Consider the following 20,563-nt stretch of genomic DNA (forward strand, 5'->3'; position numbering starts at 1 on the left):
GGGGGTCTACGTTGGGGGGGGGGGGGGAGGGGGGGGGGGGGAAAAAGAAAAAAACCGAACCCCGAGCGGGGGAAGAGGGGGGCCCCCCCCCCCTTTTGGGGGTGGCCTGGGGCCTCGTCGTCATCGCGGGGACGCGGGAGGTCAGGCCTCCTTGGTCTCCTCGGCCTTCTCGTCAGCCTTGTCCTCGGCGGGGGCCTCGGCCGGAGCCTCGGTGGCCTCCTCGGTCGCCTCGACGGCGGCCTCGTCCTTGGCGGGCTTCTCGTCCTCGGCCTTGGCGGCCTTCGTCGACGCCTTCTCAGTGGCCTTCGTGGCCTCCTTGACGACGGCCTGCTTCGGGCTCACCGGCTCGGTGACGAGCTCGATGACCGCCATGGGCGCGTTGTCGCCCTTGCGGTTGCCGATCTTGGTGATGCGCGTGTAGCCACCGTTGCGCTCGGCCATGGCCGGGGCGATCTCGGTGAACAGCGTGTGCACCACGGACTTGTCGCGGACGACGGTCAGCACCCGGCGACGGGCGTGCAGGTCGCCGCGCTTCGCGAAGGTGATGAGGCGCTCGGCCAGGGGGCGCAGGCGCTTGGCCTTCGTCTCCGTGGTCGTGATGCGGCCGTGCTCGAAGAGCGACGTCGACAGGTTCGCGAGGATCAGGCGCTCGTGAGCCGGGCTGCCACCGAGCCGCGGACCCTTGGTGGGGGTAGGCATTTCTGGTTCTCCTTGAGGGTGGTTCCGCACCGCGCGGCCCGGTCAGGTCGAGCGGGCTGCTGCGGGCGCGGAGACGTCAGTACGACTGCTCGTCCGAGTACGTGGCCTCGTCGTCCCCACCGCTGAAGTACGCGGAGCTGGACGGGTCGAAGTCGAGGGGCGAGTCCTTCAGCGAGAGGCCCAGCTCGGCGAGCTTCTCCTTGACCTCGTTGATGGACTTCGCACCGAAGTTGCGGATGTCGAGCAGGTCGGCCTCGCTGCGAGCCACGAGCTCACCCACCTGGTGGATGCCCTCGCGCTTGAGGCAGTTGTACGAGCGGATCGTGAGGTTGAGCTCCTCGATCGGCAGCGCCAGGTCCGCGGCCAGCGCGGAGTCCGTCGGCGACGGGCCGATCTCGATGCCCTCGGCCTCGACGTTCAGCTCGCGGGCGAGACCGAACAGCTCGACGAGCGTCTTGCCGGCCGAGGCGAGCGCGTCGCGCGGGGCGATCGCGGCCTTCGTCTCGACGTCGACGATCAGCTTGTCGAAGTCCGTGCGCTGCTCGACACGCGTGGCCTCGACCTTGTAGGTGACCTTGAGGACCGGCGAGTAGATCGAGTCGACGGGGATCCGACCGATCTCGGCCTCGTCGTTCTTGTTCTGCGCCGCGGACACGTAGCCACGACCGCGCTCGACGGTGAGCTCGATCTCGAGCTTGCCCTTGTCGTTGAGCGTGGCGACGTGCAGGTCCGGGTTGTGCACCTCGACGCCCGCCGGCGGCACGATGTCCGCGGCGGTGACCACGCCCGCACCCGTCTTGCGCAGGTACATCACGACGGGCTCGTCGTTCTCCGAGGAGACGACGAGGTTCTTGATGTTGAGGATGATCTCGGTGACGTCCTCCTTCACACCCGGCACGGTGGAGAACTCGTGGAGCACTCCGTCGATGCGGATGGAGGTGACGGCCGCGCCCGGGATGGACGACAGGAGGGTCCGGCGCAGGGAGTTGCCGAGCGTGTAGCCGAAGCCAGGCTCGAGCGGCTCGATGGAGAAGCGCGAACGGTACTCCGAGATGACCTCTTCGGTCAGGGAGGGGCGCTGTGCGATCAGCACGGTCAGGTCCTTTCAGTGTGCGTCCGCCATATGACGCATCACGGATCCGCGAGTACTCGCGGCCCCGGGCGGGACTCGGTCCACCCGCCCGGGCAGGCTGCGGCGTCGTGCGGGCCCGGGGCCGATCCCTCGGCCCCGGGGTCCCGACGACGTCGGGAGGGTCAGACGCGGCGGCGCTTCGGGGGACGGCAGCCGTTGTGCGCCTGGGGCGTCACGTCCTGGATCGAGCCGACCTCGAGGCCGGTCGCCTGCAGGGAGCGGATCGCGGTCTCACGACCGGAACCCGGGCCCTTGACGAAGACGTCGACCTTCTTGACACCGTGCTCCTGGGCGCGGCGAGCGGCCGACTCGGCGGCGAGCTGCGCGGCGTACGGCGTGGACTTGCGGGAGCCCTTGAAGCCGACGTGGCCGGCGGACGCCCACGAGATCACGGCGCCCGACGGGTCGGTGATCGAGACGATCGTGTTGTTGAAGGTGCTCTTGATGTGAGCCTGGCCGAGCGGGACGTTCTTCTTGTCCTTGCGACGCGGCTTGCGCGCGGCCGTGGCACGAGTCTTGGGAGGCATGTGTTCTCTGATCTCCTGGTCTGATCGGACCGGGGCGGTTCAGCTCGGGGAGCCGACCACGCCACGGACTGCTCTCAGCGGGCCTTCTTCTTGCCCGCGACGGTGCGCTTCGGGCCCTTGCGGGTGCGCGCGTTGGTCTTGGTGCGCTGACCGCGCACCGGGAGGCCGCGGCGGTGACGCAGGCCCTGGTAGGTGCCGATCTCGACCTTGCGGCGGATGTCGGCAGCGACCTCGCGGCGCAGGTCGCCCTCGAGCTGGAAGTTGCCCTCCAGGAAGTCGCGGAGAGCGACGAGCTGGTCGTCGCCGAGGTCCTTGACCCGCAGGTCCGGGCTGATCCCGGTCGCGGCCAGCGTCTGCTGGGCGCGGGTACGGCCGACGCCGTAGATGTACGTGAGCGCAACCTCGAGCCGCTTGTCGCGGGGGAGGTCGACGCCGATCAGACGTGCCATGTGCCTTCCGGCTCCTGTACTTCTTCCAGAGGTCTGCCGCACCGCCTCCCGCGATGACCGCGGGCCCCGGCCCCTGGACCGGAGGTTCCCCTCGCCCGTCCCCCCGGGAGCTTGCGCTCCGGCAGGACGGGTCGAGGTTCGTGGTGGTGCGCTGTGTCCGACGGCGAGCGAGTGCCGTCAGGCGGTGGCTGCGATCAGCCCTGGCGCTGCTTGTGGCGCAGGTTCTCGCAGATCACCATGACGCGACCGTGCCGGCGGATCACCTTGCACTTGTCGCAGATCTTCTTGACGCTCGGCTTGACCTTCATCAGTGTTCCTCCGCCGCCGTACGCACGCCGGCGGGTGCCGGCGCCACGACGGCGCTCGATGGGGTGGTGGTTACTTGTAGCGGTAGACGATCCGACCGCGGGACAGGTCGTACGGGCTGAGCTCGACCACGACACGGTCCTCCGGGAGGATCCGGATGTAGTGCTGACGCATCTTGCCCGAGATGTGCGCGAGGACCTTGTGGCCGTTCGCCAGCTCCACACGGAACATCGCGTTCGGCAGGGCCTCGACCACGCTGCCCTCGATCTCGATGACGCCGTCCTTCTTTGCCATGTCCTCCGCTAACTCTCGTCTGTCCCCGGGCGCCCGTCAGCAACGTGACGGAGGTCCGGATGTCGTGCGTGCCGCCTGCTCACCCTCGTCCCGACCGGCCGACGTGACGTCGAGCCGGTGCTGGTCCGCAGCGCCACCATCTCGCGCGTGCATCTCGAGGAACTGCCGAACGGACTACACCCGACAGACCATCGTACTCCATCGCACCAGCAGCTGCGAACGTGAGCAGACGGTCGTCGGTCACACGTCGAGGGGCACGGGCACGACCTCGAACGGGGCGAGACCGGCGCGTCCGCCGTCGGCGGCCGTCAGCACGCTGATGCCGCCCTCGAGGAGGGCCACGGAGTGCTCCCAGTGGGCGGCGCGCGAGCCGTCCTGCGTCACGACCGTCCAGTCGTCGGCGAGGACCCGGGTCGCCCCGCTCCCCCGCGTGACCATCGGCTCGACGGCGAGGCACATGCCCGGCCGCAGCCGGGGGCCGCGGTCCGAGGTGCGGAAGTTCACGACGTCGGGCGGCTGGTGCATCGCCGTGCCGATGCCGTGGCCCACGTAGTCCTCGACGATCCCGTACTCGACGCCCGAGACGCCCCCGGCCAGCTCGACGGCGGCCTCGACCGCGGTCCCGACGTCGCCCAGCCGCTTGCCGCCGGCCAGTGCGGCGATCCCCGCCCACATGGCCGTCCGCGTCGCACGGACGAGGTCGAGGTCCGCCGCGTCGACACCGTCGACCGCCGCCGTCTCCTCGACGTCGAGCGCGCCGTCCGGCCCCAGCACGAGGCTGATCGCCGAGTCGCCGTGCCAGCCGTCCACGATCGCGCCGCAGTCGACCGACACGACGTCGCCGACCTCGAGCACGCGACCACCGGGGATGCCGTGGATGACTTCCTCCGAGACGGAGACGCAGATCGTCGCGGGGTACCCCTCGTAGCCGAGGAACGACGGCGTCGCCCCCGCGTCCGCGATGACCCGCGCCGCGACCGCGTCGAGGTCCGCCGTCGTCAGGCCCGGGCGGGCCGCGGCACGCACCGCGTCGAGCGCCGACGCGACGACCAGGCCGGCACGCCGCATGACGCGCACCTGGTCGGGCGTCTTGAGCTCGATGCGCTCGCGCGAACCGAAGATCATGGCGTCAGGGACCTCAGCCGAGCTCGGCGGCCAGCGCCTGGACGATGCGCTCGGTGACCTCGGAGACGTCGCCGATGCCGTCCACCTTCGCGAGGATGCCCCGCTCGGAGTAGGCGGCGGTCAGGGGCGCGGTCTGCTCGTCGTAGATGTCGAGCCGGCGCGCGATCGCCTCCGGGGTGTCGTCCTCGCGGCCCTCGATCTCGGCGCGCTTGGCGATCCGCGACAGGAGCTCCTCGCGGGCGGCGGTGAGCTCGATGACGCCGTCCAGCTCCCAGCCGAGGTCGGCCAGGATGCCGTCCAGCGCCTCGACCTGGTGCGCGTTGCGCGGGTAGCCGTCGAGCAGGAAGCCGGACTTCACGTCGTCCTCGCCGAGGCGCGAGCGCACCATCTGGTCGGTGACCTCGTCCGGGACGAGCTCACCCTTGGCGCTGTACTCCTGCGCGAGCTTCCCGAGCTCCGTGCCGCCCTTGATGTTGGCGCGGAAGATGTCGCCCGTCGAGATGGCGGGGATGCTGAAGAGCTCGGCGAGGCGCGCGGCCTGCGTGCCCTTGCCCGCACCCTGCGGCCCCATGATCACCAGGCGCGTCACCCGCGCCTCGGCGCTGGGGGCGCCGTGGAGCTCGCGGCGGGTGGTCGGCGTGGCAGCAGTGCTGCCGCCTTCGGTCGTCTCGGTCAACGGAGGAACCCTTCGTAATGACGCTGCTGGAGCTGGGAGTCGATCTGCTTCACGGTCTCGAGCCCGACGCCCACGATGATGAGGATCGACGTGCCGCCGAACGGGATGTTCGTGGTGACTCCCAGCACCACGAGCACGATCGTGGGGATGAGGGCCACGATGGCCAGGTAGATCGAGCCCGCGGACGTGATGCGGGTGATCACGTAGTCGAGGTACTCGGCCGTGGGCCTTCCCGCGCGGATGCCGGGGATGAAGCCGCCGTACTTCTTCATGTTGTCCGCGACCTCGTCCGGGTTGAACGTGATCGACGTGTAGAAGAACGCGAAGAAGATGACCATCAGCACGTACAGCACGATGTACAGCGGGTCGGACTGCTGGACCAGGTTCTCCGAGATCCACAGCACCCAGCCCGCGGTCGGCTCGCCGAACTGGGCGATCAGCCCGGGGATGGCCAGGATCGACGCCGCGAAGATGACCGGGATGACGCCGGCCATGTTGATCTTGATCGGGATGTAGGTGCTGGTCCCGCCGTACATGCGGCGGCCCACCATGCGCTTCGCGTACTGCACCGGGATGCGGCGCTGGGACTGCTCGACGAAGACGACCAGCCCGACGACGAGCACGATGACCAGGATCATCACGATGAAGTTCAGGGGGCCGTTCGAACCGCCGGCGATCGACCAGAGGGCCGACGGGAAGCTCGCCGCGATCGACGTGAAGATCAGCAGGGACATGCCGTTGCCGACGCCGCGCTCGGTGATCATCTCGCCGAGCCACATGACCAGGCCGGTACCGGCCGTCATGGTGACGACCATCAGCGTGGCGGTCATGAAGCTGTCGTCCGTGATCACGTCGACGGGGCAGCCCTGGAAGAGCATCCCCGTGCGCGCGGTCGTGATGATCGTCGTCGACTGCAGGATCGCCAGGGCGATCGTCAGGTAGCGCGTGTACTGCGTCAGCTTCGCCTGCCCCGACTGGCCCTCCTTGTGCAGGGCCTCGAACCGAGGGATGACGACGCGCAGCAGCTGCACGATGATGCTCGCGGTGATGTACGGCATGATGCCGAGCGCGAAGATCGACAGCTGCAGCAGCGCGCCACCGCTGAAGACGTTCACGAGGCCGAGCAGCGAGGTGCTGCCCTCGAGGGCCGCGACGCACTGCTGGACGTTGCCGTAGTCGACGCCGGGTGTGGGCACGAGCGACCCCACCCGGAAGAGCGCCATGATCGCGATCGTGAACAGCAGCTTGCGCCGCAGGTCCGGTGTCCGGAAAGCCCGGCCGAATGCGCTGAGCACCTATCCTCCTGGCCCGCCGCGGCGGGTTGTCGTGTCGCCGGGGATCGGCGAGGTGTGGCGCGAGCTCCCGGCACCGCGGCCCGTGGGCCACGCCGCCGTCACGCCGACTCGGTCAAGGTCCGACCGGGGAGAACCCGGCCTCGCCGTCACCCGGATCAGGTGCGTGGCGCGGACCGTGACGGATTCTACGTGGCCGGGACCAGTGATCCAGACCACACGCCGTCGCGGAGAGCTGGCCCGCGCCAGCACGCCGGGAGCACACAGGGCCGGCAGCGCGTGTGCGCCGCCGGCCCTGATGCGGATGTCAGTCCTCGGAGACCGTGCCGCCGGCCGCCAGGATCTTGTCCTTGGCGGAGCCGGAGACGCGGTCGACCGTGACGTCCAGCTTGACGGTGATCTCGCCGTTGCCGAGCACCTTCACCGGCTGGCCCTTGCGGACCGCGCCCTTGGCGACGAGGCCCTCGACGGTGACGGAGCCACCCTCGGGGTACAGCGCGGCGAGCTTGTCCAGGTTGACGACCTGGTACTCGACGCGGAACGGGTTCTTGAACCCGCGCAGCTTCGGGAGGCGCATGTGCAGAGGCATCTGCCCACCCTCGAAGCCGGCGGGAACCTGGTAGCGAGCCTTCGTGCCCTTGGTACCGCGACCCGCCGTCTTGCCCTTCGACGCCTCGCCACGACCCACACGGGTCTTGGCGGTCTTGGCGCCGGGGGCCGGACGCAGGTGGTGGACCTTGAGCGGCTGCGACTTCTCGGTGTTGTCGGCCATGATCACTCGACCTCCTCGACGGTGACGAGGTGCGCCACCGTGGTGACCATGCCACGGATCTCCGGACGGTCCTCCTTCACGGCGGTGTCGCCGATCCGCTTGAGGCCGAGGGTCCGCAGCGTGTCACGCTGGTTCTGCTTGCCGCCGATGGCGGACTTGACCTGGGTGACCTTCAGTCGAGGCATCACGCACCCACCTTCTCGCCGGCCTTCTCCGCCTTGGCGGCAAGTCCGGCAGCCTGCGCACGCAGGAGCGCGGCCGGAGCCACGTCCTCGAGCGGCAGGCCACGGCGGGCGGCCACGGCCGCCGGCTCCTCGAGGCCCTTGAGGGCCGCGACGGTCGCGTGCACGATGTTGATCGAGTTGGACGAGCCGAGCGACTTGCTCAGCACGTCGTGGATGCCGGCGCACTCCAGCACGGCGCGCACCGGACCACCGGCGATCACACCGGTACCCGGCGAGGCCGGACGCAGGAACACGACGCCGGCGGCCTCCTCACCCTGGATGGGGTGAGGGATGGTGCCCTGGATGCGCGGGACGCGGAAGAAGTTCTTCTTCGCCTCCTCGACACCCTTGGCGATCGCCGCGGGCACCTCCTTGGCCTTGCCGTAGCCGACACCGACGGTGCCGTCGCCGTCGCCCACCACGACCAGCGCGGTGAAGCTGAAGCGACGACCGCCCTTGACGACCTTCGAGACGCGGTTGATCGTCACCACGCGCTCGACGAAGGCGTTCTTGTCGGCCTGGTCGCGGCCACCGCCACGGCGGTCGTCACGACGACCGCCACCGCCGCCGCGGCGGCCGTCGGTCTTGTTGGACTCGTTGGCGCCCTGGGGGGCGCCGGTGCGCTGCCCTGCAGCCATCAGAGGATCCTCATCTTCCGTGCGAACTCGCGGACGTCGGCCATCACAGCTCCAGCCCCGCTTCCCGGGCGCCGTCGGCGACCGCAGCCACCCGACCGTGGTACTTGTTGCCACCGCGGTCGAAGACCACGGTCTCGACGCCGGCGGCCTTGGCACGCGCGGCGACGAGCTCGCCGACCTTGCGGGCCTTGGCCGTCTTGTCGCCGTCGAGGGCGCGCAGGTCGGCCTCGAGGGTCGAGGCGGAAGCGACGGTCTTGCCGACCGTGTCGTCCACGACCTGCGCCACCATGTGGCGCGACGAACGGGTCACGACGAGGCGCGGACGCGCCGCGGTGCCCTTGATCTTCTTGCGCAGGCGCAGGTGACGGCGCTGACGAGCGACGGCCTTGCCCTTGCCCAGAACCTTGAGAGCCATCACTTACCAGCCTTTCCGACCTTGCGGCGGACGACCTCGCCGGCGTATCGCACGCCCTTGCCCTTGTAGGGCTCGGGCTTGCGGATCTTGCGGATGTTCGCTGCGACCTCGCCGACCTGCTGCTTGTCGATGCCCGCGACCGAGAACTTGGTCGGGCTCTCCACCGCGAAGGTGATTCCCTCGGGCGCCGTGACGACGACCGGGTGCGAGAAGCCGAGAGCGAACTCCAGGCTCTGGCCCTTGGCCGCGACGCGGTACCCGGTACCGACGATCTCGAGCTTCTTCTCGTAGCCCTGGGTCACACCGGTGACGATGTTGGCCAGGAGGGTGCGGGTGAGGCCGTGCAGCGCACGAGACTCACGCTCGTCGTCCGGGCGCGACACCACGAGGGTGGCGTCGTCCTGGGCGACCGTGATGGGGGCGGGCACCGCGTGCTCCAGGGTCCCCTTGGGGCCCTTGACGGTCACGAGCGCACCGCTGATGGTGACGTCCACACCGGCCGGGACCGGAACGGGAAGCTTGCCGATTCGAGACATGGCGATTTCTCCTTTCCGGATTACCAGACGTAGGCGAGGACTTCGCCGCCGACGCCCTTGGCCTGGGCCTGACGGTCCGTCAGCAGGCCGGAGGACGTGGACAGGATGGCCACGCCGAGGCCGCCGAGGACCTGGGGCAGGTTGGTGGACTTCGCGTAGACGCGGAGGCCGGGCTTCGAGACGCGGCGGATGCCGGTGAGGGCACGCTCGCGGCTCGGGCCGTACTTGAGGGACAGGGTGAGGGACTTGCCGACCTTCGCGTCCTCGACGCTCCAGCCGGTGATGTACCCCTGCGCCTGCAGGATCTCCGCGATGTTCGACTTCAGCTTCGAGTGCGGCATGGTGACCGTCTCGTGGTGCGCCGAGTTCGCGTTACGCAGACGCGTGAGCATGTCTGCGATGGGGTCTGTCATGGTCATTGGGCTCCAGCCCTTCCTCGCCGGGGTATCCGGGTAGTGCTTGCGCACCGCCCGGACCTGCGGCGTAGTGGTTTTACCAGCTGCTCTTGTTGACGCCGGGGAGCTCGCCGCGGTGGGCCATCTCCCGCAGGCAGATCCGGCACAGGCCGAACTTGCGGTAGACCGAGTGCGGACGGCCGCACCGCTGGCACCGGGTGTAGGCGCGGACCGCGAACTTCGGCTTGGCGGCCGCCTTGTTGATCAGGGCCTTCTTCGCCATGTCAGTTCTGCTCCTTGAAGGGGAAGCCGAGACGGCGCAGCAGGGAGCGGCCCTCGTCATCGGTCGTCGCCGTGGTCACGACCGTGATGTCCATGCCGCGGACGCGGTCGATCTTGTCCTGGTCGATCTCGTGGAACATCGACTGCTCCGTGAGACCGAAGGTGTAGTTGCCGTGCCCGTCGAACTGCTTCGGGCTCAGACCGCGGAAGTCGCGGATACGGGGCAGCGCGATCGACAGCAGCCGGTCGAGGAACTCCCACATCCGGTCGCCGCGCAGCGTGACGTGCGCGCCGATCGGCATGCCCTCGCGCAGCTTGAACTGCGCGATCGACTTCTTGGCCCGGGTCACCTGGGGCTTCTGCCCCGTGATCGCCGTGAGGTCGCGGATCGCGCCCTCGATGAGCTTGGAGTCCTTCGCGGCGTCACCGACACCCATGTTGACGACGATCTTCGTCAGACCGGCGACCTGCTGGATGTTCTGGTGGCCGAACTCCTCGAGCAGCGCCGCGATGATGTCCTCGCGGTACTTCTGCTTGAGGCGCGGGGTGGCCGGGGCCTCGAGAGTGGTCTCGGTCATCAGATGTCCTTCCCGGAACGCTTGGCGACGCGCACGCGGACGGTGCGGGTACGGCCATCGCGCTCGACCTGCTCGGTACGGAACCCGACGCGCGTGCCCTTCTTGGACTCCGGGTCGACGATCATCACGTTCGAGACGTGGATCGACGCCTCGACGGTCTCGATGCCACCCGTGCGGGTGCCCCGAGCCGTCTGGCCGGCCTTGACGTGCTTGGTGACGCGCTGCACGCCCTCGACCACGATGCGGTCGGTGTCCTTGAGGACCTCGAGCACACGGCCCGTCTTGCCCTTGTCGCGACCGGCGATGACGATCACCTGGTCGCCCTTCTTGATCTTCGCCATGGTCAGAGCACCTCCGGCGCCAGCGAGATGATCTTCATGAACCGCTTGTCGCGCAGCTCGCGCCCGACCGGGCCGAAGATGCGGGTGCCACGGGGCTCACCGTCGTTCTTGAGGATCACGGCGGCGTTCTCGTCGAACTTGATGTAGGAACCGTCGGGACGACGGCGCTCCTTGGCGGTCCGGACGATGACGGCCTTGACCACATCGCCCTTCTTCACGTTGCCGCCGGGGATCGCGTCCTTGACGGTGGCGACGATCGTGTCGCCGATACCGGCGTAGCGACGGCCGGATCCACCGAGAACACGGATGCAGAGAATCTCCTTGGCACCCGTGTTGTCGGCGACCCGCAGTCGCGACTCCTGCTGGATCATCGATTGATCTCCTGTCGTCGAGCCGGTTCTCGTCCCAGGCTGTCCCGGGCGAGCCTTGCCGAACGGATAGTTGCTGTGGTGGCCGGGGCGGGCCGCATACGTGTGTCACGTCCCGCCCCGGCCGAAGGTCACCAGACCTTCTGGATCACTTGGCCTTCTCGAGGATCTCCGTCAGGCGCCACCGCTTGGTCGCGGACAGCGGACGGGTCTCCATGATCTCGACCAGGTCGCCGATACCGGCGGAGTTCTGCTCGTCGTGCGCCTTCACCTTGGTGGTGGTGCGCAGGACCTTGCCGTACAGGGGGTGCTTCTTGCGGTCCTCGACCTCGACGACGATGGTCTTCTCCATCTTGTCGCTGACGACGTAGCCACGACGGACCTTGCGCGTGCTGCGCTCGGTCGTCTCAGCGGCCACCGCGTTGGTGTTCTCGCTCATCGATGCCTCACTCACTCACGCTCGGGGCCGTGCGGATACCGAGCTCGCGCTCGTGCAGGACCGTGTAGATCCGCGCGATGTCGCGCTTGACGGCCTTGATCCGACCGTGGGACTCCAGCTGGCCGGTGGCCGACTGGAAACGGAGGTTGAAGAGCTCCTCCTTGGCCTTCTTCAGCTCGGCGACCAGCTTCTCGTCGTCGAACCCGTCGAGGTCAGCGGGGGTCATGCCCTTGGTTCCGACTGCCATCAGTTCGCACCACCCTCGCGCACCACGAAACGGCACTTCATCGGGAGCTTGTGGATCGCGCGGCGCATGGCCTCACGGGCCAGCTCCTCGTCGACGCCGGCCAGCTCGAAGACGATCCGGCCGGGCTTGACGTTGGCGACCCACCACTCGGGCGAGCCCTTGCCGGAACCCATGCGGGTCTCGGCGGGCTTCTTGGTCAGGGGACGGTCCGGGTAGATGTTGATCCAGACCTTGCCGCCACGCTTGATGTGGCGGGTCATCGCGATACGAGCAGCCTCGATCTGACGGTTGGTGACGTAGGCGGGCTCGAGAGCCTGGATGCCGAAGTCGCCGAACGCGATCGTGGTGCCACCCTTGGCCGCGCCGGAGCGCTTCGGGTGGTGCTGCTTGCGGTGCTTGAGCCTGCGGGGGATCAGCATGACTCAGGCCTCCGTTCCGGACTCGGGGGCCGCAGCCGCCTCGGCCGGCGCCTGGGCCGCGTCGGACGCGGGGGCGCTCTCTACGGCCGGCTGGGCCTGACGCTCGGGGCGACGACCGCCACCGCGGCGCTCCCCGCGCTCCGGACGACCACCACGACCCCCACGGGGGGCGGCGGTCGCCTGCTGCGCGGCGAACTCCTTCTCGGTCATGTCGCCCTTGTAGATCCACACCTTCACGCCGATACGGCCGAAGGTGGTGCGGGCCTCGAAGAAGCCGTAGTCGATGTACGCGCGCAGCGTGTGCAGCGGCACACGACCCTCGCGGTAGAACTCCGACCGGCTCATCTCGGCGCCGCCGAGACGGCCCGAGACCTGGACCCGGATGCCCTTGGCGCCGGCGCGCTGCGCGGACTGGATGCCCTTGCGCATGGCGCGGCGGAACGAGACGCGGCTCGCGAGCTGCTCGGCGATGCCCTGCGCGACCAGCTGCGCGTCGATCTCCGCGTTCTTGACCTCGAGGATGTTGAGCTGGACCTGCTTGCCCGTGAGCTTCTCGAGCTCGCCGCGGATGCGGTCGGCCTCAGCACCTCGGCGGCCGATGACGATGCCCGGACGCGCCGTGTGGATGTCCACGCGGACGCGGTCGCGGGTGCGCTCGACCTCGACCTTGGAGATGCCGGCCCGCTCGAGACCGGTGCTCATGAGCTTGCGGATCGCCACGTCCTCGCGGACGTAGTCGCGGTACCGCTGACCAGGCTTGGTGCTGTCGGCGAACCAGCGCGACCGGTGGTCGGTGGTGATGCCGAGGCGGTACCCGTGCGGGTGAACCTTCTGCCCCACTATCGGGCCCCTTCCTTCTGCTCACGCGGTGCGACGACCACGGTGATGTGGCTGGTGCGCTTGAGGATCTGGCTCGCACGCCCCTGCGCCCGCGGACGGAACCGCTTGAGCGTCGGCCCCTCGTCGACGAACGCCGCCGAGACGAAGAGCTCCGTCTCGTCGAAGCGCTCGCTGGCGCGGTCGGCCTTCACCCGGGCGTTCGCGACGGCGCTCTCCACAACCTTGCGGATCGGCTCGCTCGCCGCCTGCGGCGCGAACTTCAGCACCGCGACGGCCTCGGCGGCCTGCTTGCCACGGATGAGGTCCACGACGCGCCGGGCCTTCTGGGGCGTGACACGGACGAACCGCGCCTGCGCCTTGGCTTCCATTGCTGTCCTGCTTCCTTTTCTCAGACCGTCGGGGCCTGTCGCCTGGCTGACCCGGGGGTCAGCGGCGACGGCCCTTCTTGTCGTCCTTCACGTGGCCGCGGAAGGTTCGCGTGGGAGCGAACTCGCCGAGCTTGTGGCCGACCATCGCCTCGGTGACGAAGACCGGGGTGTGCTTCCGGCCGTCGTGCACGGCGAAGGTGTGACCGAGGAAGTCGGGCGTGATGACCGACCGACGGGACCAGGTCTTGATGACGTTCTTGGTCCCCTTCTCGTTCTGAGCGTCCACCTTCTTCTGCAGGTGGTCGTCGACGAAGGGGCCCTTCTTCAGGCTACGAGGCATCTGTCAGGCTCCTTTTCAGCGCTTCTTGCCGGTGCGGCGACGGCGGACGATCAGCTTGTCGCTCGGCTTGTTCGGGCGGCGGGTCCGGCCCTCGGGCTGGCCCCACGGGCTGACCGGGTGGCGACCACCGGAGGTCTTGCCCTCACCACCACCGTGCGGGTGGTCGACCGGGTTCATGACCACGCCACGGACGGTCGGGCGGACGCCCTTCCACCGCATGCGGCCGGCCTTGCCCCAGTTGATGTTCGACTGCTCGGCGTTGCCCACCTCGCCGACCGTGGCGCGGCAGCGCAGGTCGACGTTGCGGATCTCGCCGGACGGCATGCGCAGCTGCGCGTACGGGCCGTCCTTCGCGACGAGCTGCACGGAGGCACCCGCGGAGCGGGCGATCTTCGCGCCGCCACCGGGGCGGAGCTCGACGGCGTGGATGACCGTACCGGTCGGGATGTTGCGCAGCGGCAGGTTGTTGCCGGGCTTGATGTCGGCGCCGGCACCGGCCTCGACGACGTCGCCCTGCGACAGCTTGTTCGGCGCGATGATGTAGCGCTTCGTGCCGTCCGCGTAGTGCAGGAGCGCGATCCGAGCCGTGCGGTTCGGGTCGTACTCGATGTGCGCGACCTTGGCGGGCACGCCGTCCTTGTCGTGACGACGGAAGTCGATCACGCGGTAGGCACGCTTGTGGCCACCGCCCTTGTGACGGGTCGTGATGCGACCGGAGTTGTTGCGCCCACCCGTCTTGGACAGCGGACGGACCAGAGACTTCTCCGGCTCGGAGCGCGTGATCTCGACGAAGTCGGCGACGCTGGAGCCGCGGCGTCCGGGCGTCGTCGGCTTGTACTTACGGATTCCCATGGGTTAGTCCTCGATCTGCTCTCTGCGCCTCAGGAAGCCGGACCGCCGAAGATGTCGATCGTGCCCTCACGGAGGGTCACGATCGCGCGCTTCGTGTCCTTGCGCTTGCCCAGGCCGAAGCGCGTGCGACGCGCCTTGCCCTTGCGGTTGATCGTGTTGACCGAGTCGACCTTGACGCCGAAGACCTGCTCGACCGCGATCTTGATCTCGGTCTTGTTGGCCCGCGGGTCCACGACGAAGGTGTACTTGCCCTCGTCGAGGAGGTTGTAGGACTTCTCGGAGACGACCGGCGCGATCAGGATGTCGCGCGGGTCCTTCGTCACGGCGGTCACTTGGTGGCCTCCTCGGTCTCGGCCGCCTCGGACTCCGTGGCGACGGCCTTCACGCTCTTGCCCGTGGCCGGGCCGGCGAGGAACGCGGCGAGCGCGCCCTCGGTGAAGACGACGTCGTCGGAGACGAGCACGTCGTAGGTGTTGAGCTGGTCCGCGGTCAGCAGGTGGACCTGCTCGACGTTGCGGAGCGACAGGATCGTCAGCTCGTCCGAGCGCTCGGTGACCACGAGGACGTGGGTGCGCTCGGTGAGCGCGGCGAGCGTCTTGACCGCGGTCTTGGTCGACGGCGCACCGTCGAGACCGAAGCCGGAGACCACGTGGACACGGCCGGCGCGAGCCCGGTCGGACAGGGCACCGCGGAGAGCGGCGGCCTTCATCTTCTTCGGGGTCCGCTGGTCGTACTTGCGCGGCTGCGGGCCGTGGACGGTGCCACCGCCGGCGAACTGCGGGGCGCGGGTCGAACCCTGACGGGCGCGGCCGGTGCCCTTCTGCTTGTACGGCTTGCGGCCACCGCCGCGGACCTCGCCGCGGGTCTTGGTGGCGTGCGTGCCCTGGCGGGCGGCGGCGCGCTGCGCCACGACCACCTGGTGGATCAGCGGGACGTTGGTTGCGACGTCGAACACCTCGGCGGGAAGGTCGGCGGTGCCGGCCTTCTTGCCCTGGGCGTCGAGCACGTCGACGGTCTGGTTGGCCATGGGGTCACGCACCCTTCGCAGCGGTACGCACGACGACGACGCCACCCTTGGGGCCGGGAACTGCGCCCTTGACGAGCAGCAGACCCTTCTCGGCGTCGACCGCGTGGACGGTCAGGTTCTGGACGGTCATGCGCTCGTGGCCCATGCGACCGGCCATCCGCAGACCCTTGAACACGCGCGACGGCGTCGAGGCGCCACCGATCGAGCCGGCCTTGCGGTGGTTGCGGTGGGCACCGTGGGAGGCGCCGACGCCGGAGAAGCCGTGACGCTTCATGACACCGGCGGTGCCCTTGCCCTTGGTGGTGCCGACGACGTCGACCACGGTGCCGGCCTCGAAGGCGGCGGCGGTGATCTCCTGGCCGAGCGTGTACTCGGCGGCGTCCTCGGTGCGGACCTCGGCGACGTGACGACGCGGCGTGACGCCGGCCTTCTCGAAGTGGCCCTTGAGCGGCTTGGTGACCTTGCGCGGGTCGATCTGGCCGGCGGCGAGCTGCACGGCGGCGTAGCCGTCGGCGTCCGCGGCGCGAACCTGCGTCACGACGTTGGTCGGGACGGCCACGACGGTGACGGGGACGAGGCGACCCGCGTCGTCCCACAGCTGCGTCATGCCGAGCTTGGTGCCGAGCACCGCGGTCACGTTCTTCTGCTGGTTGGTCATATCTATCCCAGCCTCAGAGCTTGATCTCGATGTTCACGTCGGCAGGCAGGTCGATCCGCATGAGCGAGTCGACGGCCTTCGGCGTGGGATCGATGATGTCGATGAGCCGCTTGTGCGTGCGCATCTCGAAGTGCTCGCGGCTGTCCTTGTACTTGTGAGGCGACCGGATGACGGTGAAGACGTTCTTCTCCGTCGGCAGCGGCACCGGACCCACGACCGTCGCACCAGCGCGCGTCACCGTGTCGACGATCTTGCGCGCCGAGCTGTCGATGACCTCGTGGTCGTAGGACTTGAGCCGGATGCGGATCTTCTGTCCCGCCATGGCGTCGTCTGACTCTCTCTCTCGAACCGCTACTGTCCGACCCCCGCGCTCGGGCGTGTCGCGTTAGGCGACGCACCCGGGCACACACCGAACCGGCGTGGGGCCGTTGATTGTGGTCCGCGAGGCGGACCACGACGTTTGTCTGGCCTGTCGAGACGTGTGTCCCGCGGGGCGCTCATGCGCGTCGACAGCCGGCAACCCCGCGACCCCTCCCTGAGGGAGGGGGACCGCTCCAGGCGGGTGGACCGCTCCGGGAGACCGGACCGGTGCACGCACCGTGGTGCTACACACTGTTCGACACGAGAAAGAACGCGCCCGTGACAGGCAACCTGAACATCTTGCCACAGGGAACCCCGTGATTCCAAGCCGGAACGAGGTTCTCCCGCTGTGACGCCGGACGCACCGGAGGCCCGGGCCCCGTACAGGGCCCGGGCCTCCTGCGCTCAGGTGATCAGCTGAGGGTCAGCAGGTCACTTGATGATCTTGGTGACACGGCCGGAACCGACCGTGCGGCCACCCTCACGGATGGCGAAGCCGAGGCCCTCCTCCATGGCGATCGGCTGGATCAGCGCGACCGTCATCTCGGTGTTGTCGCCCGGCATGACCATCTCGGTGCCCTCGGGCAGCGTGATGACACCGGTGACGTCCGTGGTGCGGAAGTAGAACTGCGGACGGTAGTTCGAGTAGAACGGGTTGTGACGGCCACCCTCGTCCTTGCCCAGGATGTAGACCTGAGCCTCGAAGTCGGTGTGCGGGGTGATCGAACCCGGCTTCACGACGACCTGGCCGCGCTCGACGTCCTCGCGCTTGATGCCACGCAGGAGCAGACCGGTGTTGTCGCCGGCCTGGGCCTGGTCCATCTGCTTGTGGAACGTCTCGATACCGGTGACCGTGGTCTTCTGCGGCTGGCGGATACCGACGATCTCGACCTCGGAGTTGACGTCGAGCGTGCCACGCTCCACCTTGCCGGTCACGACGGTGCCGCGGCCGGTGATGGTGAAGACGTCCTCGATCGGCATGAGGAAGGGCTTGTCGAGCTCGCGAACCGGGTCGGGGACGTTCTCGTCCACGGCCTCCATGAGCTCCAGGACCTTCTTGGTCCACTCGGGGTCACCCTCGAGGGCCTTGAGGCCGGAGACGCGCACGACCGGAGCGTTGTCGCCGTCGAACTCCTGCGACGACAGCAGCTCGCGGACCTCCATCTCGACGAGCTCGAGGATCTCCTCGTCGTCGACCATGTCGGCCTTGTTCAGCGCGACCAGCAGGTAGGGCACGCCCACCTGGCGGGCCAGCAGCACGTGCTCGCGCGTCTGGGCCATCGGACCGTCGGTCGCCGCGACCACCAGGATCGCGCCGTCCATCTGGGCGGCACCGGTGATCATGTTCTTGATGTAGTCGGCGTGACCCGGAGCATCGACGTGCGCGTAGTGACGCTTGGGCGTCTCGTACTCGATGTGCGCGATGTTGATCGTGATACCGCGCTGCTTCTCCTCCGGCGCGGCGTCGATCTCGTCGAAGTTGCGCTGCGTGTTCGCCGGCAGGTCGGGGTACGTGTCCGCAAGCGTCTTCGAGATCGCGGCGGTCAGCGTCGTCTTGCCGTGGTCGACGTGCCCGATCGTGCCGATGTTGACGTGCGGCTTGGTCCGCTCGAACTTGGCCTTAGCCACTGGGGTCCTCCTGGGACTTGGGTAGATGTTCCCGAACGTTGCGAGACTCGGCGAGAGAGCCTACATCCCGCGGGGCGACGGGGGTTTCCTACAGGTTGATGGTTGTGCTAGGTCGTCGACCTGTGGGGACTCACTCGCCCCGGGTCTTCTTGATGATCTCGTCAGCAACGTTGCGAGGAACCTCGGCGTAGCTGTCGAACTGCATCGAGTACACCGCGCGGCCCTGCGTCTTGGAACGCAGGTCACCGATGTACCCGAACATCTCGCTCAACGGTACCTGGGCACGCACGACCTTGACACCGGTCGCGTCCTCCATGGACTGGATCATCCCACGACGCGAGTTGATGTCGCCGATCACGTCACCCATGTACTCCTCGGGCGTCCGGACCTCGACGGCCATGACGGGCTCGAGGATGACCGGGTCGGCCCGCTTGATGCCCTCCTTGAAGACCATCGAGCCGGCGATCTTGAACGCCATCTCCGAGGAGTCGACGTCGTGGTACGCGCCGTCGAGCAGCGTGGCCTTGACCCCCACCACGGGGAACCCGGCCAGCACACCCTGCTGCATCGCCGACTGGATACCGGCGTCCACGGACGGGATGTACTCACGCGGGATGCGGCCACCGGTGACGGCGTTGGCGAACTCGTAGAGCTCGCCCTCGGTCGTCTCGAGCGGCTCGAAGGTCACCTGGACCTTGGCGAACTGGCCCGAGCCACCGGTCTGCTTCTTGTGCGTGTAGTCGATCTTCTCCGCGGTGCGGCGGATCGTCTCGCGGTACGCGACCTGCGGCTTGCCGACGTTCGCCTCGACCTTGAACTCGCGACGCATGCGGTCGACGAGGATGTCGAGGTGGAGCTCGCCCATGCCGCCGATGACGGTCTGGCCGGTCTCCTCGTCCAGCTTGACGCGGAAGGTCGGGTCCTCCTGGGCGAGCTTCTGGATCGCCGTGGAGAGCTTCTCCTGGTCGGCCTTCGTCTTCGGCTCGATGGCCACGTCGATGACCGGCTCCGGGAAGGTCATCGACTCGAGGATGACCGGGTTCGCCGGGTCGCAGAGCGTGTCACCGGTGGTGACGTCCTTGAGCCCGATGAAGGCGTAGATGTGCCCGGCGTGCGCCTCCTCGACCGGGTTCTCCTTGTTGGAGTGCATCTGGAAGAGCTTCCCGATGCGCTCCTTCTTGCCCTTGGTCGAGTTCTGGACCTGGGCGCCCTGCGCGACCTTGCCCGAGTAGACGCGGACGTAGGTGAGCTTGCCGAAGAACGGGTGCGTGGCGACCTTGAACGCGAGGGCCGAGAACGGCTCCGTCTCGTCCGGACGACGCTCGATGATCTTCTCCGCGTCCTTGACGTCGTGGCCCTGGACGGCCGGGACGTCGAGCGGGGTCGGCAGGTAGTCGATGACGGCGTCGAGCATGGGCTGCACGCCCTTGTTCTTGAACGCCGAGCCGCACAGGACCGGGAAGGCCTCGGACCGGATGACGAGCTTGCGGATGCCGGACTTGATCTCGGCGACCGTGAGCTCCTCGCCACCGAGGAACTTCTCGAGCAGCTCGTCGTCGGCCTCGGCGACGGCCTCGACGAGCTCGGCCCGGTACTGCTCGGCCTTCTCGACGAGGTCGGCCGGGATCTCCTCGACCGCGTACTCCTCACCCATCTTGGTGTCACCGCGCCAGGTGAGCGCCTTCATCTCGAGCAGGTCGACGACGCCCTCGAAGTCGTTCTCGGCGCCGATCGGCAGCTGGATGACCAGCGGCTTCGCCTTGAGGCGGTTGACGATCGTGTCGACCGTGAAGTAGAAGTCGGCGCCCAGCTTGTCCATCTTGTTGACGAAGCAGATGCGCGGCACGTCGTACTTGTCGGCCTGACGCCACACGGTCTCCGACTGGGGCTCCACGCCCTCCTTGCCGTCGAACACCGCGACGGCACCGTCGAGCACGCGCAGCGAGCGCTCGACCTCGACGGTGAAGTCCACGTGACCCGGGGTGTCGATGATGTTGATCTGGTTGTTCTTCCAGTAGCAGGTCGTCGCGGCGGACGTGATCGTGATGCCGCGCTCCTGCTCCTGCTCCATCCAGTCCATCGTCGACGCACCGTCGTGCGTCTCACCGATCTTGTAGTTCACACCGGTGTAGAAAAGGATGCGCTCGGTGGTGGTGGTCTTGCCGGCATCGATGTGGGCCATGATGCCGATGTTGCGGACCTTGTTCAGGTCGGTCAGCACGTCGAGTGCCACGGTGTCTTACCCCTTGTCGGTGGAAGGTCGGAAGCCGGGCCGGAGGGCCGGCTGCCGGCCGGTTCCGGATCCTCGGACGGCCCCGGGGGTCACCCGGGGCCG

At 68.4% G+C, this 20,563-nt stretch carries 32 protein-coding genes; all 32 read right to left on the minus strand.

Annotated features, from left to right (window positions below):
- Nucleotides 1–141: 141 nt before the first annotated feature.
- The 32 genes from rplQ to fusA all read right to left on the minus strand — a co-directional run bounded on the left by rplQ (nucleotide 142) and on the right by fusA (nucleotide 20,461).
- Nucleotides 142–699, minus strand: a complete 558-nt coding sequence (rplQ, locus tag ACFVS0_RS13225; protein ID WP_430550489.1) for a 50S ribosomal protein L17 — start codon at nucleotides 697–699, stop codon at nucleotides 142–144.
- Between the two features lie 76 nt (nucleotides 700–775).
- Complete coding sequence (locus ACFVS0_RS13230; RefSeq protein WP_429727860.1) at nucleotides 776–1,792, minus strand: DNA-directed RNA polymerase subunit alpha; 1,017 nt, start codon at nucleotides 1,790–1,792, stop codon at nucleotides 776–778.
- A gap of 161 nt (nucleotides 1,793–1,953) precedes the next feature.
- A complete protein-coding gene (rpsK, locus tag ACFVS0_RS13235) occupies nucleotides 1,954–2,358 on the minus strand; it encodes a 30S ribosomal protein S11 (RefSeq protein WP_380321664.1) in 405 nt (134 codons plus the stop codon).
- Between the two features lie 74 nt (nucleotides 2,359–2,432).
- Entirely contained in the window at nucleotides 2,433–2,807 is a 375-nt protein-coding gene (gene rpsM / locus ACFVS0_RS13240; RefSeq protein WP_430550490.1) for a 30S ribosomal protein S13, read from the minus strand.
- A 194-nt stretch (nucleotides 2,808–3,001) separates the two neighbouring features.
- Entirely contained in the window at nucleotides 3,002–3,115 is a 114-nt protein-coding gene (gene rpmJ, locus ACFVS0_RS13245) for a 50S ribosomal protein L36 (protein WP_009740505.1), read from the minus strand.
- A gap of 70 nt (nucleotides 3,116–3,185) precedes the next feature.
- Nucleotides 3,186–3,407, minus strand: a complete 222-nt coding sequence (infA, locus tag ACFVS0_RS13250) for a translation initiation factor IF-1 (RefSeq protein WP_012867920.1) — start codon at nucleotides 3,405–3,407, stop codon at nucleotides 3,186–3,188.
- Between the two features lie 240 nt (nucleotides 3,408–3,647).
- On the minus strand, nucleotides 3,648–4,532 hold the full coding sequence (gene map / locus ACFVS0_RS13255) for a type I methionyl aminopeptidase (RefSeq protein WP_430588239.1): 885 nt from the start codon (nucleotides 4,530–4,532) through the stop codon (nucleotides 3,648–3,650).
- A gap of 13 nt (nucleotides 4,533–4,545) precedes the next feature.
- The gene (locus ACFVS0_RS13260) at nucleotides 4,546–5,103 is read right to left on the minus strand and encodes an adenylate kinase (protein ID WP_430550765.1); all 558 of its coding nucleotides are present in this window, start codon (nucleotides 5,101–5,103) and stop codon (nucleotides 4,546–4,548) included.
- A 101-nt stretch (nucleotides 5,104–5,204) separates the two neighbouring features.
- Entirely contained in the window at nucleotides 5,205–6,503 is a 1,299-nt protein-coding gene (gene secY, locus ACFVS0_RS13265; RefSeq protein ID WP_430550492.1) for a preprotein translocase subunit SecY, read from the minus strand.
- Between the two features lie 304 nt (nucleotides 6,504–6,807).
- Entirely contained in the window at nucleotides 6,808–7,272 is a 465-nt protein-coding gene (rplO, locus tag ACFVS0_RS13270; RefSeq protein WP_430550493.1) for a 50S ribosomal protein L15, read from the minus strand.
- 2 nt (nucleotides 7,273–7,274) lie between these two features.
- A complete protein-coding gene (gene rpmD / locus ACFVS0_RS13275; RefSeq protein ID WP_079573239.1) occupies nucleotides 7,275–7,457 on the minus strand; it encodes a 50S ribosomal protein L30 in 183 nt (60 codons plus the stop codon).
- Nucleotides 7,457–8,134 (minus strand): 30S ribosomal protein S5, encoded by a 678-nt coding sequence (rpsE, locus tag ACFVS0_RS13280; RefSeq protein WP_079572450.1) that lies wholly within the window; start codon nucleotides 8,132–8,134, stop codon nucleotides 7,457–7,459. Before rpsE ends, rpmD begins: the two co-directional genes overlap by 1 nt.
- 43 nt (nucleotides 8,135–8,177) lie before the next feature.
- Nucleotides 8,178–8,549, minus strand: a complete 372-nt coding sequence (rplR, locus tag ACFVS0_RS13285) for a 50S ribosomal protein L18 (RefSeq protein ID WP_429727854.1) — start codon at nucleotides 8,547–8,549, stop codon at nucleotides 8,178–8,180.
- A complete protein-coding gene (gene rplF / locus ACFVS0_RS13290) occupies nucleotides 8,549–9,085 on the minus strand; it encodes a 50S ribosomal protein L6 (RefSeq protein ID WP_430550494.1) in 537 nt (178 codons plus the stop codon). Before rplF ends, rplR begins: the two co-directional genes overlap by 1 nt.
- Before the next feature lie 20 nt (nucleotides 9,086–9,105).
- Complete coding sequence (rpsH, locus tag ACFVS0_RS13295; protein WP_430550495.1) at nucleotides 9,106–9,504, minus strand: 30S ribosomal protein S8; 399 nt, start codon at nucleotides 9,502–9,504, stop codon at nucleotides 9,106–9,108.
- A gap of 73 nt (nucleotides 9,505–9,577) precedes the next feature.
- The gene (locus ACFVS0_RS13300) at nucleotides 9,578–9,763 is read right to left on the minus strand and encodes a type Z 30S ribosomal protein S14 (RefSeq protein ID WP_430550496.1); all 186 of its coding nucleotides are present in this window, start codon (nucleotides 9,761–9,763) and stop codon (nucleotides 9,578–9,580) included.
- Nucleotide 9,764: 1 nt separating this feature from the next.
- On the minus strand, nucleotides 9,765–10,340 hold the full coding sequence (rplE, locus tag ACFVS0_RS13305) for a 50S ribosomal protein L5 (protein WP_430550497.1): 576 nt from the start codon (nucleotides 10,338–10,340) through the stop codon (nucleotides 9,765–9,767).
- Entirely contained in the window at nucleotides 10,340–10,681 is a 342-nt protein-coding gene (rplX, locus tag ACFVS0_RS13310) for a 50S ribosomal protein L24 (RefSeq protein ID WP_430550498.1), read from the minus strand. Before rplX ends, rplE begins: the two co-directional genes overlap by 1 nt.
- Before the next feature lie 2 nt (nucleotides 10,682–10,683).
- The gene (gene rplN, locus ACFVS0_RS13315; protein WP_079572436.1) at nucleotides 10,684–11,052 is read right to left on the minus strand and encodes a 50S ribosomal protein L14; all 369 of its coding nucleotides are present in this window, start codon (nucleotides 11,050–11,052) and stop codon (nucleotides 10,684–10,686) included.
- A 145-nt stretch (nucleotides 11,053–11,197) separates the two neighbouring features.
- Complete coding sequence (rpsQ, locus tag ACFVS0_RS13320; protein WP_429764762.1) at nucleotides 11,198–11,488, minus strand: 30S ribosomal protein S17; 291 nt, start codon at nucleotides 11,486–11,488, stop codon at nucleotides 11,198–11,200.
- Between the two features lie 7 nt (nucleotides 11,489–11,495).
- The gene (gene rpmC / locus ACFVS0_RS13325; protein ID WP_430550499.1) at nucleotides 11,496–11,735 is read right to left on the minus strand and encodes a 50S ribosomal protein L29; all 240 of its coding nucleotides are present in this window, start codon (nucleotides 11,733–11,735) and stop codon (nucleotides 11,496–11,498) included.
- Entirely contained in the window at nucleotides 11,735–12,154 is a 420-nt protein-coding gene (gene rplP, locus ACFVS0_RS13330) for a 50S ribosomal protein L16 (RefSeq protein ID WP_380244191.1), read from the minus strand. The genes rpmC and rplP overlap by 1 nt, the downstream gene beginning before the upstream one ends.
- Nucleotides 12,155–12,157: 3 nt before the next feature.
- Nucleotides 12,158–12,994: a 30S ribosomal protein S3 gene (gene rpsC, locus ACFVS0_RS13335; RefSeq protein ID WP_430588240.1), complete on the minus strand. Its 837-nt coding sequence runs from the start codon at nucleotides 12,992–12,994 to the stop codon at nucleotides 12,158–12,160.
- Complete coding sequence (gene rplV / locus ACFVS0_RS13340) at nucleotides 12,994–13,362, minus strand: 50S ribosomal protein L22 (protein WP_079572426.1); 369 nt, start codon at nucleotides 13,360–13,362, stop codon at nucleotides 12,994–12,996. The genes rpsC and rplV overlap by 1 nt, the downstream gene beginning before the upstream one ends.
- Before the next feature lie 58 nt (nucleotides 13,363–13,420).
- Nucleotides 13,421–13,702, minus strand: a complete 282-nt coding sequence (rpsS, locus tag ACFVS0_RS13345; protein ID WP_075829208.1) for a 30S ribosomal protein S19 — start codon at nucleotides 13,700–13,702, stop codon at nucleotides 13,421–13,423.
- A 15-nt stretch (nucleotides 13,703–13,717) separates the two neighbouring features.
- The gene (gene rplB, locus ACFVS0_RS13350) at nucleotides 13,718–14,554 is read right to left on the minus strand and encodes a 50S ribosomal protein L2 (protein WP_430550501.1); all 837 of its coding nucleotides are present in this window, start codon (nucleotides 14,552–14,554) and stop codon (nucleotides 13,718–13,720) included.
- 29 nt (nucleotides 14,555–14,583) lie between these two features.
- On the minus strand, nucleotides 14,584–14,886 hold the full coding sequence (rplW, locus tag ACFVS0_RS13355) for a 50S ribosomal protein L23 (RefSeq protein ID WP_079572420.1): 303 nt from the start codon (nucleotides 14,884–14,886) through the stop codon (nucleotides 14,584–14,586).
- Nucleotides 14,883–15,581 carry a 50S ribosomal protein L4 gene (gene rplD, locus ACFVS0_RS13360; protein WP_430550502.1) on the minus strand — a complete coding sequence of 233 codons (699 nt, stop codon included), beginning with the start codon at nucleotides 15,579–15,581 and terminating at the stop codon, nucleotides 14,883–14,885. Before rplD ends, rplW begins: the two co-directional genes overlap by 4 nt.
- 4 nt (nucleotides 15,582–15,585) lie before the next feature.
- A complete protein-coding gene (gene rplC / locus ACFVS0_RS13365; protein WP_430550503.1) occupies nucleotides 15,586–16,239 on the minus strand; it encodes a 50S ribosomal protein L3 in 654 nt (217 codons plus the stop codon).
- Between the two features lie 13 nt (nucleotides 16,240–16,252).
- The gene (gene rpsJ, locus ACFVS0_RS13370; protein WP_013837837.1) at nucleotides 16,253–16,561 is read right to left on the minus strand and encodes a 30S ribosomal protein S10; all 309 of its coding nucleotides are present in this window, start codon (nucleotides 16,559–16,561) and stop codon (nucleotides 16,253–16,255) included.
- Nucleotides 16,562–17,031: 470 nt separating this feature from the next.
- Nucleotides 17,032–18,228 carry an elongation factor Tu gene (tuf, locus tag ACFVS0_RS13375; protein ID WP_430550504.1) on the minus strand — a complete coding sequence of 399 codons (1,197 nt, stop codon included), beginning with the start codon at nucleotides 18,226–18,228 and terminating at the stop codon, nucleotides 17,032–17,034.
- A gap of 130 nt (nucleotides 18,229–18,358) precedes the next feature.
- Nucleotides 18,359–20,461 carry an elongation factor G gene (gene fusA, locus ACFVS0_RS13380; protein WP_430560128.1) on the minus strand — a complete coding sequence of 701 codons (2,103 nt, stop codon included), beginning with the start codon at nucleotides 20,459–20,461 and terminating at the stop codon, nucleotides 18,359–18,361.
- Nucleotides 20,462–20,563: the final 102 nt, after the last annotated feature.

Source organism: Isoptericola sp. NPDC058082, from assembly GCF_042885055.1.
Lineage (GTDB): Bacteria > Actinomycetota > Actinomycetes > Actinomycetales > Cellulomonadaceae > Isoptericola.